This is a genomic window from Vallitaleaceae bacterium 9-2 (assembly GCA_038396585.1).
Classification (GTDB): domain Bacteria; phylum Bacillota; class Clostridia; order Lachnospirales; family Vallitaleaceae; genus UBA1351.
The window spans coordinates 1,475,523-1,492,392 of record CP121691.1 but is presented as its reverse complement, the minus strand read 5'-3'; the positions used below and the strand labels follow the sequence as shown (position 1 = coordinate 1,492,392).

Genomic DNA, 16,870 nt, shown 5'->3' with positions numbered 1-16,870 from the left:
TTAGGTTTATGATCGTCATTATCTGTTTCTCAAGAACTTTAGCATTCGTCTTACACGTCGATCAATGATTATTCTTATTATATAATAAAGTGGCTGATAAAGATAGAGTCTACCTTTAATTTTGAATGAGCCTTTAATGACTTGCTCATGAAAATTTGGTGTGAACTGAAAATTTCCTCGAGTTTTTATGTAAATCAGTGAAGTTGCACCTGTGATATATCCCGTTGTCGCAGGATCATCTAAACCAAACTCGATATTGCCATAGGCTTTTTTGGGGAAAATCCAACGAATCAAGCGACCAACATATTTTAAAACATGCTTTAACAATCCCTTGTTATTGTCTTGTTGCAAAAACTCCCAAACTTCTTTTATTTGATCAATCGCTGAAGGCTTGTCCTCTGCTTTTTCTTTTTTTGCCTTTTTGGGTTTATTCTTTTTAAGTTCATTCTTTTTGGGTTCAACTTTTTGGGGTTCGACCTTTTTGGGTTCGACCTTTTTGGGTTCAACCTTTTTTTGTATAACTTTTTTCTGTTCTTCTTTTTCTTTTATCTCTATATCTGCCGAAGGCTTTTCCACGACTTTTTTTTCTGGCGCCTGGGCTGCCTGTTCTTTTACAACGGGCGCCTTAGGAAGAGAGGTCGTGTGGACTGTTTCCTTTTTTTTAGAAGGTTTCTTTGGAAAGATTTGAAAAAAAGCAATACGAACCCGAACCTGGCTCTCTTTATCCTGCTGAACAAAGTAACCATTAATCAAGTGCAGTAGCCAAGAAAATCTGACTTTGATATGTATTTTTTCATCAAAGCTTCCTTCTGCTTGATATCTAAACGGAACAAAAAGTATCACCAAAAGTACAAATATTATAAGTCCCAATATAGATAAGAGAATTATACCAATCAATTTTAATATGAAAACTAAAATCGTTCCTATCGTTGCCAGCATTATGCCCTCCAGTTCTTGAGCATTTGGTTCATTAGTAATTTGCGTAGAATCATTGTTCCAATAACCATTATAACAAATAAACCAACGATTAACATTGTTGTTTGAAAAAAGAAAATCTCCGGCACCATATTAATAAGCACATCTGTCTTTGGATCTAAGAGCCATAAATCATTATCAAAAAACAATTCATGAAACACAATAAAATACTTGCTAAAGTTAAAATAAAATAATGTCCCTAAAGCCACGACGATTATAAATGCTGTGATAAAAAAAACTTTTAAACTTTTAATCCATTCATAAAATATTTTTTTCCATTTAATCAAAGATAATAGGATAAATACACTTAATGCTAACGCAGATATGTTGCGAATAAATTTCCCGTTTTGAAAAAGCACCTTTACATCAATCATATGGGCTTTTTCCCTCTCACCAAATACTTCTTGTGTCTGTCCATCAATGGTCGCTTCCATGTCCAACGAATTCCTTTTTCCCATTAAATAATCCATCATTTTATCGGTCACGTCCATGAAGTTTTCTTCATCCATGGCTGTTGTCACTTCAATGTTGTGGGCATGATAGTGCCATCGATAGTATGCATCCCATGTGGAAATCACTTGAACCGAAGAAAACAACAACACAAAAAACAGCGCAATATTTAATATGGTGAACCCACTATATTTTAGCATCTTCATTGTCGTTCTCCCTGTAATGTTTTATTAGATTGTTTTTGGTAATCGCCTTTGATTTTCCCATTAACAATTCCATCGTTTGAATTGTAAATTCCTGAAACTCTTCATCAGTATTTACAACGCCTAAGACATCAAATTCTTTATCCAAACTGTACTGAAGTTCAAATTCTTTGGTAGATATTTGTTCAAATAGTGTCTCTTTAGTATCGTATAGAACAATAATATACATTCCCTTAATTTTTGAACACTGTCCCTGTTCAATGCATTGTCGAATATCATTGTATTTCTTCTTTTGAATAGATTCTCCAAAATATAACGGATCAATTATTCGCATATATCCTCCTTATGCCCAAGCGTACTTATTTTTCATAAGGTCCTTCAATAAAATCGTTAAGATAGCTATAAATATTTTGCATACTCATAACCTTTTCTCCAATCTCATGGCATGCTGATATGGAATGATATATATGATCATATATCGATTGACCGTTTTCATGAACAATCTGGAGCGTTCCCATCATAAGGCTCATTCTTGAACGGCGAAGCATGCGATTATCTTGATTTAATCGTTCTTGCATCGTATTGACAACATCATTTTTTATCATCATTAATTCTTTATATGAAGGCACCGTCATATCTTTGACATATGGTCGTTCAATAAAGTAGCCATCTTTTGACAAGTTAAACGCATACTGAAGTTGATTAAACAGGTGTGCCTGCTCATCATCTAGGGCTGAGACGTCCTGCTCGTTAATGCGGTCAATAACCATCCCTATATGCAGCATCGCTTCACCAAGGGGTTCATATTTTTCTTCTACTAGCTTAAACACTTCTGCCAGTTCGTCCTCTGACGTGTCTAATGTTAGTAGACATTTAAGCTTTTCATATACATCCACATTCAAATAAGCCTCGTCATAAGTCAAGACAATCCCTATTAAATGGTTAATGATCTCAGCAATGTCCAGCGCTTTTTCAAGACATATATTTTTGTCCTCAGTCAAGTGAAACATATGATGGTATGCACTGTCTTTTTCTTCATCACTGCCTTCAATTAAAACTTTTTCAATTTTCTCTAAATCCGTTGCAATATTTGGAGCAATTAATCCATAGCCTTCAACTGTTTTAGGGTCAAAGCTTTCCTTAAGAATTTTTATATGATTATGCAAATCATCATATGCAATGCCTTTTAGCTTCTCAAAGTATTGGTCAATCATTCCCAAAAATTTATTTTTGTGCATTCGCATAGGAAGTTCAGGGTAGATATACTTAAGATGCTCTCGAATATCTGCCGATTGTTCAAAAGACATTAGCATCTCTGTTACTTTTCGAGCAAACACTTCATCTGTTTCCATAGAAACCATAGTTGTGTTCTTATATCTGCTTTTATAGTATACATTTTCCAATAAGGAAATTTGGTCACCATACGCGGTTAACGCAAATACCTGATTTTCCAAACTCTTTCTTAGGGCATCTAACTCATCTATACTTGGAATCATCATTGTGTCTCTAAATTGGTCAACAATCTCTTGTAAACGTTGCTGTACCTCAATGATTTCAGGGCATAGCTTCTTTTCTAATGCAGTCTCATCATCATTGGATATAGGTAAATCCATATCATGGTCATGATGATAATCATGATGGTGGACATGCTCACATGTTTGTGTTGCTATATCACTAGCCATATCCTCTTCACGTTCTAAAAAACTATAATACTTTAAGCCTAGTGAATACATATGAAAATTGTTAAGTTTCATTTTACTTTCTTCAATGACTTCTTCATATAATTCTTTAGAGAACTCATGATTATCTAACTTTTTAGAAAATTGTTTTATTACATGGTTAAATCGCTTCATAACTATTTTTCGACTCCTCTATAATGTTTTAATATCATCCCATACTTCGCTAAAAAATAACAGATACCCAATGTTAATACCGAATATATTACCGTATAATTCAATAACTCTTTAATAAATGGTTCATCAAAATAGGCTTTTATACTGTAAAATACCGGAAAAATTCGTGCAACATATGTTGCCTGCTTGCCCAGTGTATCAATGGAAAAAAAGCTTCCACTTAAAATTCCCATCGTAATAATCAATGTCGATCCGGTCAGCAAATAATATAATGTTCCATGAACCAAATGCAAAAACAGATATAGCATACTACTTGTCCCTATTATATAAAGCACATTGACGCCTAATGTATGCATAACCTTAGAACCATATAAAATGCTGATAATTGATAAGGGAAGTATGGCAAGTAAACCGCTAATTAGCATTGTGCAGTATTCACTTAACATCATATCAAATATCTTCATTCCTGTCATCCGAAACCGAAAATAAATAAAAGATTCTCGATCATGTAATATAGACATTCCTGCATATAGCATAAAGAAGGCTACAAAAATATACATAATCCCAGTGGTTATCTTTTCAAGTAAAAGCTGTTGATTATACCAAGAAAGCTCCCGTCGCTCTCCTTCGCCTTCAAAAGCTATATCCAAATAATAATTTGTCCGTTGTCGTTGTTTTAGGGTCTGCCCATGTAGGTATAGAGCATTATATATCTGTTCATCAAGAAGTACATTTTCTTCTTTTTCCATCGCTTGATAATAATACGAAGACGCAATCCGTATCGCTATCTCATCTAAAAACTCTCCAGCCACTATATCTGAAAGCATTGCCGAAAAGTAATTTCCCTCAAGAGAGTAGACATCCATAATTCCCTGACGATCGCCAGCATCTATTTTTTCCTCTGCACCTTGTACAATAATAAAAAGCGATTCAGCCGTTTGGTTTTCTAGCATATCAAACCCTTCATTTTCTGTCACTTCATGTACAGCCAATAGACTACTGCTTTGCACTGCTTGTACAATATACCTAGATAGTTGTGTTTGATCATTGTCAACTATGGCAATCGGAATAAGTATCCCTTTATCTACTTGGCTATATAAGTTTATCAACATATATCCAACACTGAGTATAATAATTACATATACTCCCCAAAAAGCTTTTGACCGTAAAAGCAAAAGACAACGTAATTTTAACATCGATAAAAAAACTCTCATAACGTCCCCTTCATATAGAATTTTTTGTAATGCTTAATTAGGATATAAAACAGAATACATCCTAGAAGGACAATCCCACATTGAATATATATATACGCAGGATATGCATATTCAAGGCCTAAAAATAAAGCGATACGCGTCATATGAAAATTAGGTGTCCATTGTCCGATGTTTTTTAACCCTTCGGGCATGTAATGAATAGGAATGATTGCCCCACCTAAAATCGTCGTAAAAAAAATAAACACACCCGAAAACAGCAGCACAACTTCCTCTTCTTTTATAAAAATAGTTAAACACATGCTCGCAAGTACAGACACAAAAATTATTGAAAAAATAAAAAGGATAAATTCAATACTATAATTTATGGTCTCGGATGTCATCAATAGATTAAATATATTTGTCCATATACTTGTTAAAAAAGCAATGCCTACTACATAGGTCACACTCTTAGCTAACAGGTATGTTGTAACAGATACATCGGTCAACATCAGTCGTTGATAGCTCATGGTTTTGCTCTCTCTTAACAGACTTATTGCTCCAAATAAGGATAAATACATAATGAATGTCATCAAAAGGGCTAGAAAATAATACGTTCCCGATGTTGTCCTAGGTATATTGGTGATTACGTAATCATTATAGATTTGATTTCTTTGTAATACCGTCATGATAAGCTCAACAGACAATCCATCATTATAATCCCAGTAAGTCTTTTCATCCAGCGTGTCTCGCATCAAATCATAAAAAGCAGTCACTCCTAGTTCGACACTGCTTATATATGCTTCATAACCTCTTAATCCATTATATAGAACCATCGCTTTTAACGGATCCTCATTGCGTATGCGTATGTCCATTGGCAAGTACTCAAACCGCATTAATGCTTCCACATATCCATTGGGAATAACAACCATTGCATCTATCGCCTTATTTTCAAATTGATCTTGTATATTTCTGGGTTCTCCTTCAATAATTTGCAGAAAATCCGATAAGTTTTTTTGCCCTTGGAAGTCATTAACCAACATTTGACTATAGGGCGATTCATCTTCTACAACCACGCCAATGGTAATGGGTTTTACAAACTCCACTTCAATTTCACTAACTTCAACATAGGTATAGATTGCGCTAAATATAAGAATAGGAACACTGAAAAGCAATATATTTTTTTTAAGATCACGTAGGATTTCCATTAGGTTTTTTTTAACTAAATATAAAAACATACTCATCCTTTTTCCCCACCGCATGCGTCAACTAATTGAACTGCCCCGTCAATTGTTCGATATTATATTGAATCTCTATAAAAATATTCATAAGCTCCATCGGTTCAACCTTGCCTATATCTATCGCTCGATCATCGACTTGCTTAAACACAACATCTGCATCATAAATATAATATTTTTGATGCACAAGACTTGCATCTAATTCAAGCTCTTCAATAAATGGATTGTATCCATTTAGCACATCTAAAATCGTCTCATCCACATGCAACGTCTCTGCGCTACCAATCACATCGCCTTTTATTAGACTATACTCTTTTCGAAGTCTTGCATCCGCAAATACATCCCGCAGCAAATCCTCATACATCTTAACCGCCTCTGTAGTATATAGTGTTTTTAACACATTGTTTTGTGTATGCATATATTTATCTAAATAGAGAGGAAAGACAATTCCTCCATAAAAATCATATGCTGCTTTTGCACTAGACTCCACTACATAGTTTTTCGTATCAAGGCTTATTGGTTCTAGCATATATCTGGAATCGAATACGAACGTTGCCTCTTCAACATTCACTAAATTTGCATGAATAAATTCGTCTAAAGCTATAACCATATTCTCCTCTTCATATACTTTTGCCTCATCAAGGATTACTTCAATTACAGGAAATAGAATGTCTTGAATTGGAAAGTCACTTAGATGTTCATCGCCTAGTATGCCATACCTTTGCAGCACCACATCTACATCTTCCCAAGCTATATACAATGTATTGTGATAGAGTTTGGGAATGCTTACAGCTATAAGTGTATCATCTGCATATATGTTCATATCCAAAAGATTACTTCCATTAAGCTCCAATGTTCCACTCAAGTCCATCTGTGTACGTTTTGCATTTACATTTAATCGATAGTGCAGGCGCATATTCTTTATAATATTTTCTACAATTGTTTTTTCAAAAACACGCACTTGTTCCACTGTTAGTTCTTCAAAGCCGATAGCACCTGCAACGGACATTGATTCACCTATGCGTTGATTGCGAAAAGCCATAGATAACTTTTCTTCATCTGTTTTATGGAACACAGACATATAGAGTATCAAGGCGCTTGTTATACAAATTACAATAATCGCTAATGTCATTATTACACTATTTCTTTTCTTCATATATGTCCTCTCCAGTAAAATCATGTTTTTTCTAAGTATAGCATATCCATTATCCCAAAGACAATCTTTACTCGTGTATAAAAATAAGGTGACTGCATCATGCAGTCACCTTATCTATACTTTATTCGCTTAAATTCTTAATTAAACTATTTCATGTCCTTTAATATATCAGCAAAGACATTTTTTAAACTCGTTGTTGCTTGCTCTTCTGTTTGATATTCTTTAACATCAACATACTCTTCACGTACTGTCTCTTGTTCATCTGTTTTCATGCTAAGACGTAATTTACGTTCTTTATTATCAATGCCAAGTACTTTTACCGTTACAGTATCGCCTTCTTTTAATACATCTGAAGGATGATTAATGTGCTCGTTACTGATTTGAGAAATGTGTACAAGTCCTTCTACGCCTGGTAAAATCTCTACGAAAGCACCAAAGTCTAAGACTCTTTTTACTTTCCCTTCATAGGATTGACCTACTTTTAAACTTTCATTAGATACATTCCAAGGATCGTCTTCTGCATTTTTCATCGAAAGACCGATTTTTTTCTTATCATAATCTACGTTAACAACTGTAACGTTAACAACATCACCTTCTTTAACAACATCTGAAGGATGAGAGATGTTTTTCCAACTCATTTCATTAATATGCACAAGTCCGTCTACACATCCAATGTTCACAAAAGAACCGTAATTCATATTCTTTTTGACAGTTCCTTTAAACGCATCGCCTTTTTTAATCGTTGCAAACAATTCATCTTGTTGTTTTGCAAGTTCAACTTTTTCGATTTCTTTATGGGATAAAATCACACGATTTTTCTCACGATCAAGTTCCATAACTTTTACATTAAATGTTTTGTCACTATATTCATTTAAATCTTGAACATAGGATGTTGAAATCATTGACCCAGGCATAAATCCTCTTGTTTGTAATACTTTACATACAAGACCACCTTTTACTACTTCAACAACTGTTGCTTCAACTTGCTTGTCTGCTTCCATGATTTCTTGCAATTGGTCCCAGATAATCTCTTGTTGCGCTTTTTTTAATGATAAGAGTACATTCCCATCACCATCATCTTTTCGGATGACTTCCGCTTTGATCTTATCGCCAACTTGATATTGAGCTGATAATGGATTCTCTGCGTCAGCAAACGTTTCATTAACTGGAATGACCCCATCAGCAATATATCCAAAGTTCATTAGTATTTCTTCATCAGTAACACCAATAACTTCACCCTCTACAACATCACCTGTGGAGAATTTCATCATTGATGAATCGATCATATCTTTGTAATCATCCATTGTCTCTTCGACAACATTGTTTGTTTCATTCTTGTTTTCTTCCATTTTAAACATCCCTTCGTTAATTTCTACATCTAATAATAACGCATTTTAGCCTATTTGTGAAGTTAAAATTTATTTTACTTGAATATCCTTAACGTTCTTCTCTAAAATATGGAACACCTAGTGCCTTAGGCGGTGCATTTTTTTTAGATTGTCTAAACGAGCTAATCACTAGAACAAATATCGTTACCAGGTAAGGTAATGCGTCTAATAAGTTTTGTGAAATATTCAAATGTTGAAGGCGGAATCCTACAATACTTAATCCTCCAAATAGCAGCGCTCCAAAAACCGCTTTATATGGACTCCATGACACAAAAATAACTAATGCAATAGCAATCCAACCGCGTCCTGCTGTGATTTGCTCTTGCCATTGAGGAACATCAACGGTTGCAAGATATGCTCCTCCCAGACCACATAAAGCTCCTCCAGCAACAACATGAACATATTTATATAAGTCAACATTAATTCCGGATGCATCTGCAGCTCCCGGATTTTCACCAATAGCAATCAAATTGATTCCATATCGTGTTCGATATAAATAGATTCCTAAAAAAACGGCTAACGCTAATGCTAAATACACAAAAAAATCTTGCTGAAAAAACATCGGTCCGATTACAGGTATTTTACTTAAAAGAGGGATCGGTACCGGTTTGAAAAAATCAATAAATTCACTACTCATCTTTTGTCCGATAAAGGTTGTTCCGGCAAAACTTGATACGCCTGTCCCAAAAATTGTCAATGTCAAGCCAGATACTGTATGATTTGCTCTTAGGGTGATGGTTAAAAAACCAAAAATCAAGCCGCCTAAGCCACCCGCTGCCCCAGCACCTAAAAGCATAAGTAAAGGATTATTAGTATAAAATCCGGTAGCAAATCCTGCCACTGCTCCAAGAAGCATCATTCCCTCAACACCAAGATTAAGATGTCCCGCTTTTTCTGTAAGTAGTTCACCTAATGTTGCCAATAAAAGTGGTGTCGAAGCAATGACTGCCGCGACTAAAAAACTTGTATTCATATTATAGTGCCTCCTTCACGGTATTTCGCACCAACCGATATTGTACAAAGAATTCGCTTCCAATAATAAAAAATAGGATCAGTGCTTGAAGCACATCTGAAGCCGATTGGGGAATTCCATAGGCTGTCTGAATAAAACTTCCGCCTTTAATCAATCCGGCAAACAAAATAGAAACAGGAATAATAATAGATGCTTTAAGACCTGACAACCATGTTGTAATAATTGCCGTAAACCCATATCCTGCTGAAACATTACTTGATAAGGTTCGATTCACACCTGACGCTTCCATCATGCCAACAATACCGCAAATACCGCCACTTAATATGATTGCCAATACAATAACATGCTTTACATTCATTCCTGCATATCTTGCTGTATCAATACTTTCACCAATAACACTAATTTCAAACCCTTTTTTGGTTTTAGCTAAAATAAACGATACAATCACAACAATGATAATTGCAATAATCCAACCGATATGAATCCCAAAAACCTTTGGTAAAAGCGCATTTTGATCAAATGTTGCAATCTGTGGAAACCCCATACCATTTGGGTCTTTCCAAGGACCATATTGTAAATATGTAATCCATTTAATGGCAACATAATTCAGCATAAGGGTAATAATTGTTTCGTTCGTACCTAAGTGGACTTTTAACAGCGCCGGAATAAGGGCCCATAAGCCACCACCAATAAAACCTGCCATAAACATGAGCATTAGCAATATAGGTTTTGGAAGCGTACTAAAATTAAGTGCAATGTAGCTTGCCGCAAAAGCTCCCATGAGAATTTGACCTTCACCACCGATATTCCAAAACTTCATTTTAAAGGCAATCATAATCCCTATGGATGTCACCACAAGGGGTATTGCTGTCGTTAGCGTTTCTCTTAGTCGATATGCCGATCCATAAGCTCCGATAGCCAAGGATACAAAGACCTCAATAGGATTGTGCCCCATAAATTGCAAAAACAAAGACGCTGTCAGCAGTGATAAAAGAATCGAAACTACACGAATCATGATAACTTTTTTCTTAGATATATTCGTTCTTTGAATCATTCTCATGATGCTTCACCACCCTTAATCGTCATTTTTTCTCCGGCCATCATAAGACCTAATTCTTCTTTTGTTACATCTGCGGCATGAACAATTCCTGTAATCTCTCCTTCGCATAACACCATGATTCGATCACATAGTTCCATAAGAACATCTAAGTCTTCGCCGATAAATAAGATGCCTACATTTTTTTCTTTTTGTTCGTTGATAAGATCATAGATATTATGAGAAGCACCAATATCCAATCCACGTACCGCATAAGCAGTAATTAAAACATGTGGATTTGTATCAATCTCACGTCCAATCAATACTTTTTGAATATTTCCCCCTGAAAGTTGCTTCACAGGATGGTAAATTCCCGGCGTACGTATATCCAGCCGCTTTATCATGTCTTCACAATGTGGTTCTACAGTTTTTCGATGAATCAACGGTCCTTTTTGATTGTGATATTCTTTGAGTAAAAAGTTATCAATCATATCCATTGATGCTACTAATCCCATCCCTAATCGGTCTTCAGGAATAAAACTCATACTGATGCCTCGACGAATAATGTCTCGTGGAGACAATCCAATAATATTTTCATCCTTATAGTGAATCTCCCCTTGTTTGATCGGATATAATCCGGCTATGGATTCACATAATTCTTTTTGTCCACTTCCTGAGACACCTGCAACGCCAAGAATTTCTCCTTCAAATATATCAAATGAAATATTCTTGAGAACAGGTACATGGTCTATGTCTTCTGCCACCAAATCCTTGATTTTTAAGACAGGTTTTCCTCTTTTTACCTGAGGACGTTTAATAGATAAATCGGTAACCGCTCCAACCATTAAATCGGTCATTTCTTTAGGCGTTGTATTTTTCGTCTCCAACGTTCCCACAGTACGTCCATGACGCAATACCGTTACTCGGTCAGAAATTTCCATAACTTCATTTAATTTATGTGTAATAATGATAATCGCACAACCTTCTTGTGCCATTTTGCGCATGATGACAAACAGCTCTTTGGTTTCTTGTGGTGTTAGCACCGCTGTGGGTTCATCCATAATTAATATGTCCGCGCCTCGGTAAAGAACTTTCAAAATCTCAACATTTTGTTTTTCTCCAATGGACATATTGTATATCTTCTTATCGGGATCAACAGCCAAACCAAAATGTGCTGCTTTTTCTTTAAGTTCATGGGACACTTTCTTCTTATTAATAAAAAGTGTATTTTTTAACCCCATAATAATGTTGTCGCGTGCCGTCTGCACGTCCACAAGCTTTACATGTTGGTGAATCATGCCAATTCCTTTTTGAATCGACTCTTTGGGGCTTTGAAAAGAGACCGGCTGTCCATGGATATAAATAAAACCGCTGTCAGGTTTGTAGATACCTGACAGCATGTTCATTAATGTGCTCTTTCCCGCACCATTTTCACCAAGCAATGCATGTATTTCTCCTTTTTGAACCTCAAAACTTACTCCATCATTGGCTTGTACCGTTCCAAAGCTCTTACTGATATTTTCCATTTTTACGAATATATCTTTATGCATATTGGCTCCAATCTAATATAAAATTAACAACAAGGCAATTATTGAATCTTTCCTTTAACGCCTTCGACAAACCATGACATACCTAAAAGTTCATCATCTGTTAATGTTTCGCCTTCAGCAACTTTTACATTACCTTCTTGATCTTTGATCTCACCTGTAAACACGTGAACACCTTCTGCAATCGCTGCATCTAATGCTTCTTGTGTACCGTCAGCTGCAAAATCAGAAATATCGGTAAGGCCGACCATACCTGAGTCCATTCCACCCCAATAAGCTTCGGATTCATATGTTCCATCAATAACTGCGGATACACGATCAATATAAAAATCATTCCAGTTCCAAACAACAGATGTTAATACTGCATTTGGAGCTACATCTGACATATCCGTATGGTATCCAATTGAATATGCACCACGCTCTTGTGCCGCTTGTTGAGGACCACCTGTATCTTGATGTTGTGCAATAATATCCGCTCCATTATCTAATAATGCAATGGCCGCTTCTTTTTCAATCGCTGGGTCATACCATGTTGATGTCCATACTACTTCTACTTCTACGTCCGGGTTTACTGAACGTGCCCCTAAAGTAAAAGCATTGATTCCACGTACAACTTCTGGAATTGGGAATGCACCTACATAACCGATATGATTTGTTTCTGTTTTTAAACCGGCAACAATACCTGATAAGTATCTTGCTTCATAGATACGCCCAAAATAGTTTGACATATTATCTGTTTGTTTATATCCAGAGCAGTGGAAAAAAGTTACATCTGGGAATTCTTTTGATAGTTCTTCCACGTAGTTCATATATCCATAACTTGTTGCAAAAATGATACTTGCACCTTGATCGATCATATTTCGAATCTCACCTTCAACTTCTTGGTTTTCAGGTACAGACTCTTTATATAGTGTTTTAACACCTAACTCTTGTTCAAGTGCTAATCGACCTTCGTTGTGAGAATATGACCATCCCCCATCTCCAACAGGTCCAACTAAAATAAATCCAACGGTTACATCACTTGCATCAGCCGCATCTTCTGTCTGTGCTGTCTCATTCGCTCCGGCTCCTGTTTCCGTTGTTGCTTGATCTGCTGGCGCATCATTTCCACATGCGCTCATCATAAGTACCATTGTTAACATTAGTAATAGTGCTGTGATTTTTTTCATAATTCCTCCTAGAATTTATACATAGATATAATTTGATAGGGTCACCCCTACACATCTATAAAAAATGGATTTCTCCATCTTTCATACGGTCAATAATCGCAAGGGATTCTACACGAACACCTTGATCACGGAGAGTTTTTCCGCCTGGTTGAAACCCTTTCTCAATAACAATACCAACACCGGCAACTTCACCGCCACCTTGATTTACAAGCTGTATAAGCCCTTCAACAGCTTGCCCATTAGCTAAAAAATCGTCCAAAATAAGTACACGGTCTGTCGATTGAATATATTTTTTTGATATATGAATATCATAGGTTTGCTGCTTGGTAAATGAATATACTGGATAGGTATAGACTTGCGCATCCAAATTCCGGCTTTGTGTTTTTTTTGCAAAAACAACGGGAACTTGAAAGGATAAGGCCGCCAATGCTGCAATAGCAATTCCAGATGCCTCTATCGTAACAATTTTTGTAATTTTTTCATCCTCAAACCGTCGTTTGAATTCTTTTCCCATTTCCATCATAAGATTTGCATCGATTTGATGATTTAAAAATGAATCTACTTTGAGTATTTCTTCTGATACAACCGAACCATTTTGTTTAATACGTTCATGTAATAATTTCATTGACTTTCTCCTTAAAAAGATAAAAAAGCTCTACTAAAATATAGTAGAGCCCTCTTCTAGACGCAAATAGTTTGCGTGTAAGAATTAAACTCGTAGCCTATAACTATTTACGGTAGTTTGTAGAAACGTTTGACCCATATTGTCAAATTTATACGAGAACTATTCAATTATGATAAGTTGCATTATAAAGTATCTGTTGATAAAAATCAACCCAAATCATCTAAAAGATGTCGTTTATTTGAAAGTATTACATATCCTCCATCAAGAGCTTCTTTTGTGGTTTCCTTAAAAGGTTTGTCCAGCCACGCTTTACTTGTAAATCCAAATTCGATTTCAACATTATCCTTATAGTATACACGTAAGGCCTTAATATCTTCATAAACCTCGTCGGTTTGACTCATTACAGGGCCAAAACGTTTTACCCATTGGGGAGTATCAATCCACTCATCAATGTTTTCCACAATAAAAATCAAGTCAATATCTGAGTCTTCTCTTTGTTCACTTCTTGCATAAGAGCCAATCAATAATGCACCTAAAATTCGATTCTCCTTTACAAGCCACTGCTTAATTACTTCTATTCTCTCTAACCCCAGTTCAATCGGATCCAATTCAGACATCGGATCATACTCATCATATCCGCCAAAATTTTTCATCGCGTGTTTTGGTTTGTCAAATTCAGGCACAAAATGATTCTTATTACTCTTTAACATAACAACCTCCAAATGCATGTTTTACAAGTTTTTTAAATCAAAAGAATCTCTATGATTTATATGCCAATTATAATATAGCTTTTTTGATTTAGCAACAAAATTTTTCATTGTCTGCTGCGAGCTGACCAAAAGCTTTTTTAGATGTAATATAATACATTCATCGCAACAAAAAAACTACGTACAGGAGGACGATATGGCACGTCGAACAAGCTACTACTCATCAAGTAAATTTTATCACATATTACTTAAGGCACCAGAAAACCAATCCCTTTTTCGAAATGACTCTGACTATCAAGCTTTTCTAAAGATACTTGCTGGAAAACAACGACAATACGCTTTTCATTTATATGCATATTGCTTAGTCGAAGATCATATTCATCTTCTTATTGAAGAAACGACAAAGAACTCTTTGCCAATAATACTAAGAACGACTTCTTCACTCTACGCAAAATATTATCAAAAAAAATATGCATCCCATGGTATTGTGTTTTCAGGCCGTTATCAAAGCGAAAGCATTCACTTAAGAAAAGAACTCATTTGCCGTTTGCGGTTTATTCACCAAAAGCCAAAGCGTCTCGGATTATGCGCTGGATTAAGTTATCCTTATTCTAGCTATCAAGATTATCTTGATCCGTCCCGTTTATCTATGATTCATAAGAATTTTATCTATGATTTTTTTGATAAAAATGACGCAGTAAAAGCCAGTAGACTTTTAAGCAGCATTCATCATGAAATGGATGAAACTGTTAATTTTGATATAAAAGATCACTTGTATCATCGTGTCAATAAAGCCAAAGAAATATTAAAGGAGGAATTAGAAACCTATCAACTATCCTATGATAAGCTTCAAGAAGCAAATCCCATACGTAACCATCTGATTCGAAGAATTTATCAGGAGTCGGAACTGACTCAAAAAGAAATAGGCGACCTATTAAATCTAAGTCGCCATATCGTAGGACGTGTTATTCGCACCAGAAATATATAATTTTTCGTATCCGTATAAAAAGTGTACCGATTTCTTATTTTAATTCTATACTACTTCAAAAAAATCCAAATCTTTTATCATCTTACAATGAAAACCCTATACCCTAATGATCTAATTAATATCTTGTCTTTTCAAACGTCAATGTCGGTGCACTTTTTATACGGATACTTTTCACACGTAGTTCCTACACTTTACACCTCTATCAAATCTTTATTGTCCAGCCAAATGTATCTTCGATTTTTCCCATTTGTATACTGGTTAATTCTTCGTAGATTCTCTGAGACAATTCTCCAATAATCCCATCATGAACTACCACGACCTGATCGTTATATCTAAATTCACCAATTGGCGATATAACGGCTGCGGTTCCAGTCCCAAAGGCCTCTTCAAGAAGGCCTTTTTTTCCGTATTCTATCAGCTCTTCAATAGTGATACGCTCTTCTGAAACAGGAACATTCCACATTTTTAATAACTCTATAACTGTGTCTCTAGTAACTCCAGCTAAAATACTTCCTGTTAAACTAGGCGTAATGACCCGTCCATCAATCTTGAAGAACACATTCATTGTTCCTACTTCTTCAATGTACTTACGCTCAATACCATCCAACCAAAGCACTTGCGCATACCCTCGGTTTTTAGCATTGGCTTGTGCCTTGATACTTGCAACATAATTTCCGCCTGTTTTGGCAAATCCGATTCCCCCAGGTACCGCACGTACATATTCTTGCTCAACCCATATCTTAACAGGATTAATCCCCTCTTTATAATATGGACCTACCGGAGATAATATAATCATAAATTTATATGTCAACGATGGACGTACCCCTAAAAAAGGATCTGTCGCAATAATAAAAGGACGAATATATAAAGCATTGCCAAGCCCTTCTGGAATCCATTCTCGGTCTATATCAACAACAGCCTTTACCGCCTCTATAAAATCTTCTACTGGTAATTGCGGCATACAGATACGGTCATTAGTAATGTTTAAACGATCCGCATTTTTCTCTGGTCGAAACAGCAATATATCTCCTTCTGGATTTTTATAAGCCTTAAGCCCTTCAAACATTTCTTGCCCATAATGAAAGACCATCGTTGCCGGATCTAGTGTTAGTGGCTGATAAGGTACAATACGAGCATCATGCCATCCTTGTCCTTCTGTATAATCCATAATAAACATATGATCCGTAAAAACATTACCAAACCCGAGATTACTTGAAGAGGGTTTTTCTTTTAATTTGTCTGCTCTAGTCACTTGAATATTCACTGTATACCTCCTTAATCACTTTCATTGCAGACATTATATCAGATATACAATGAACTTACAATGACAAAAAACACTTTTTTACAATTTTTGTGCGTTATAGCGCACTTA

At 35.6% G+C, this 16,870-nt stretch carries 16 protein-coding genes and 1 riboswitch; of the genes, 1 reads left to right on the top strand and 15 read right to left on the bottom strand.

The window, feature by feature from the left end:
- Positions 1–18: 18 nt before the first annotated feature.
- The 14 genes from QBE53_07040 to QBE53_06975 all read right to left on the bottom strand — a co-directional run bounded on the left by QBE53_07040 (position 19) and on the right by QBE53_06975 (position 14,513).
- Positions 19–939, bottom strand: coding sequence for a DUF2953 domain-containing protein (locus QBE53_07040; protein WZL82857.1), 921 nt, complete (start codon positions 937–939; stop codon positions 19–21).
- Complete coding sequence (locus QBE53_07035; GenBank protein WZL82856.1) at positions 939–1,631, bottom strand: TIGR01906 family membrane protein; 693 nt, start codon at positions 1,629–1,631, stop codon at positions 939–941. The genes QBE53_07040 and QBE53_07035 overlap by 1 nt, the downstream gene beginning before the upstream one ends.
- Positions 1,612–1,962: a hypothetical protein gene (locus tag QBE53_07030; protein WZL82855.1), complete on the bottom strand. Its 351-nt coding sequence runs from the start codon at positions 1,960–1,962 to the stop codon at positions 1,612–1,614. Before QBE53_07030 ends, QBE53_07035 begins: the two co-directional genes overlap by 20 nt.
- 25 nt (positions 1,963–1,987) lie before the next feature.
- On the bottom strand, positions 1,988–3,481 hold the full coding sequence (locus QBE53_07025) for a hypothetical protein (GenBank protein ID WZL82854.1): 1,494 nt from the start codon (positions 3,479–3,481) through the stop codon (positions 1,988–1,990).
- Between the two features lie 2 nt (positions 3,482–3,483).
- Positions 3,484–4,695: an ABC transporter permease gene (locus tag QBE53_07020; protein ID WZL82853.1), complete on the bottom strand. Its 1,212-nt coding sequence runs from the start codon at positions 4,693–4,695 to the stop codon at positions 3,484–3,486.
- The gene (locus tag QBE53_07015; GenBank protein WZL82852.1) at positions 4,692–5,915 is read right to left on the bottom strand and encodes an ABC transporter permease; all 1,224 of its coding nucleotides are present in this window, start codon (positions 5,913–5,915) and stop codon (positions 4,692–4,694) included. Before QBE53_07015 ends, QBE53_07020 begins: the two co-directional genes overlap by 4 nt.
- Before the next feature lie 25 nt (positions 5,916–5,940).
- A complete protein-coding gene (locus QBE53_07010; protein ID WZL82851.1) occupies positions 5,941–7,065 on the bottom strand; it encodes a hypothetical protein in 1,125 nt (374 codons plus the stop codon).
- Between the two features lie 146 nt (positions 7,066–7,211).
- Positions 7,212–8,414 (bottom strand): 30S ribosomal protein S1, encoded by a 1,203-nt coding sequence (gene rpsA / locus QBE53_07005; protein ID WZL82850.1) that lies wholly within the window; start codon positions 8,412–8,414, stop codon positions 7,212–7,214.
- 88 nt (positions 8,415–8,502) lie between these two features.
- Positions 8,503–9,426, bottom strand: coding sequence for an ABC transporter permease (locus QBE53_07000; GenBank protein ID WZL82849.1), 924 nt, complete (start codon positions 9,424–9,426; stop codon positions 8,503–8,505).
- 1 nt (position 9,427) lies between these two features.
- Positions 9,428–10,489: an ABC transporter permease gene (locus tag QBE53_06995; protein WZL83273.1), complete on the bottom strand. Its 1,062-nt coding sequence runs from the start codon at positions 10,487–10,489 to the stop codon at positions 9,428–9,430.
- On the bottom strand, positions 10,483–12,012 hold the full coding sequence (locus tag QBE53_06990; GenBank protein WZL82848.1) for an ABC transporter ATP-binding protein: 1,530 nt from the start codon (positions 12,010–12,012) through the stop codon (positions 10,483–10,485). Before QBE53_06990 ends, QBE53_06995 begins: the two co-directional genes overlap by 7 nt.
- Before the next feature lie 38 nt (positions 12,013–12,050).
- Entirely contained in the window at positions 12,051–13,178 is a 1,128-nt protein-coding gene (locus QBE53_06985; GenBank protein ID WZL82847.1) for a BMP family ABC transporter substrate-binding protein, read from the bottom strand.
- A gap of 55 nt (positions 13,179–13,233) precedes the next feature.
- Positions 13,234–13,803, bottom strand: a complete 570-nt coding sequence (locus QBE53_06980) for a xanthine phosphoribosyltransferase (protein ID WZL82846.1) — start codon at positions 13,801–13,803, stop codon at positions 13,234–13,236.
- Between the two features lie 73 nt (positions 13,804–13,876).
- A riboswitch (purine riboswitch) is annotated at positions 13,877–13,979 on the bottom strand.
- Between the two features lie 30 nt (positions 13,980–14,009).
- The gene (locus tag QBE53_06975) at positions 14,010–14,513 is read right to left on the bottom strand and encodes an aminoglycoside 6-adenylyltransferase (GenBank protein WZL82845.1); all 504 of its coding nucleotides are present in this window, start codon (positions 14,511–14,513) and stop codon (positions 14,010–14,012) included.
- 193 nt (positions 14,514–14,706) lie between these two features.
- Here QBE53_06975 and QBE53_06970 point away from each other — a divergent pair, with 193 nt between their 5' ends.
- Complete coding sequence (locus QBE53_06970; GenBank protein ID WZL82844.1) at positions 14,707–15,498, top strand: transposase; 792 nt, start codon at positions 14,707–14,709, stop codon at positions 15,496–15,498.
- A 202-nt stretch (positions 15,499–15,700) separates the two neighbouring features.
- Here the strand turns inward: QBE53_06970 and QBE53_06965 are convergent, their stop codons facing one another.
- Positions 15,701–16,762: a branched-chain amino acid aminotransferase gene (locus tag QBE53_06965; GenBank protein ID WZL82843.1), complete on the bottom strand. Its 1,062-nt coding sequence runs from the start codon at positions 16,760–16,762 to the stop codon at positions 15,701–15,703.
- Between the last annotated feature and the right edge of the window lie 108 nt (positions 16,763–16,870).

What these genes read in the sequence shown, in the direction of transcription:
- QBE53_07040 (WZL82857.1), bottom strand. Translation starts at nt 939, where the DNA reads ATGCTGGCAACGATAGGAACGATTTTAGTTTTCATATTAAAATTGATT.
- QBE53_06980 (WZL82846.1), bottom strand. Translation starts at nt 13,803, where the DNA reads ATGAAATTATTACATGAACGTATTAAACAAAATGGTTCGGTTGTATCA.
- QBE53_07020 (WZL82853.1), bottom strand. Translation starts at nt 4,695, where the DNA reads ATGAGAGTTTTTTTATCGATGTTAAAATTACGTTGTCTTTTGCTTTTA.
- QBE53_07000 (WZL82849.1), bottom strand. Translation starts at nt 9,426, where the DNA reads ATGAATACAAGTTTTTTAGTCGCGGCAGTCATTGCTTCGACACCACTT.
- QBE53_06985 (WZL82847.1), bottom strand. Translation starts at nt 13,178, where the DNA reads ATGAAAAAAATCACAGCACTATTACTAATGTTAACAATGGTACTTATG.
- QBE53_07010 (WZL82851.1), bottom strand. Translation starts at nt 7,065, where the DNA reads ATGAAGAAAAGAAATAGTGTAATAATGACATTAGCGATTATTGTAATT.
- QBE53_07030 (WZL82855.1), bottom strand. Translation starts at nt 1,962, where the DNA reads ATGCGAATAATTGATCCGTTATATTTTGGAGAATCTATTCAAAAGAAG.
- QBE53_07035 (WZL82856.1), bottom strand. Translation starts at nt 1,631, where the DNA reads ATGAAGATGCTAAAATATAGTGGGTTCACCATATTAAATATTGCGCTG.
- QBE53_07025 (WZL82854.1), bottom strand. Translation starts at nt 3,481, where the DNA reads ATGAAGCGATTTAACCATGTAATAAAACAATTTTCTAAAAAGTTAGAT.
- QBE53_06990 (WZL82848.1), bottom strand. Translation starts at nt 12,012, where the DNA reads ATGCATAAAGATATATTCGTAAAAATGGAAAATATCAGTAAGAGCTTT.
- rpsA (WZL82850.1), bottom strand. Translation starts at nt 8,414, where the DNA reads ATGGAAGAAAACAAGAATGAAACAAACAATGTTGTCGAAGAGACAATG.
- QBE53_07015 (WZL82852.1), bottom strand. Translation starts at nt 5,915, where the DNA reads ATGAGTATGTTTTTATATTTAGTTAAAAAAAACCTAATGGAAATCCTA.
- QBE53_06975 (WZL82845.1), bottom strand. Translation starts at nt 14,513, where the DNA reads ATGTTAAAGAGTAATAAGAATCATTTTGTGCCTGAATTTGACAAACCA.
- QBE53_06970 (WZL82844.1), top strand. Translation starts at nt 14,707, where the DNA reads ATGGCACGTCGAACAAGCTACTACTCATCAAGTAAATTTTATCACATA.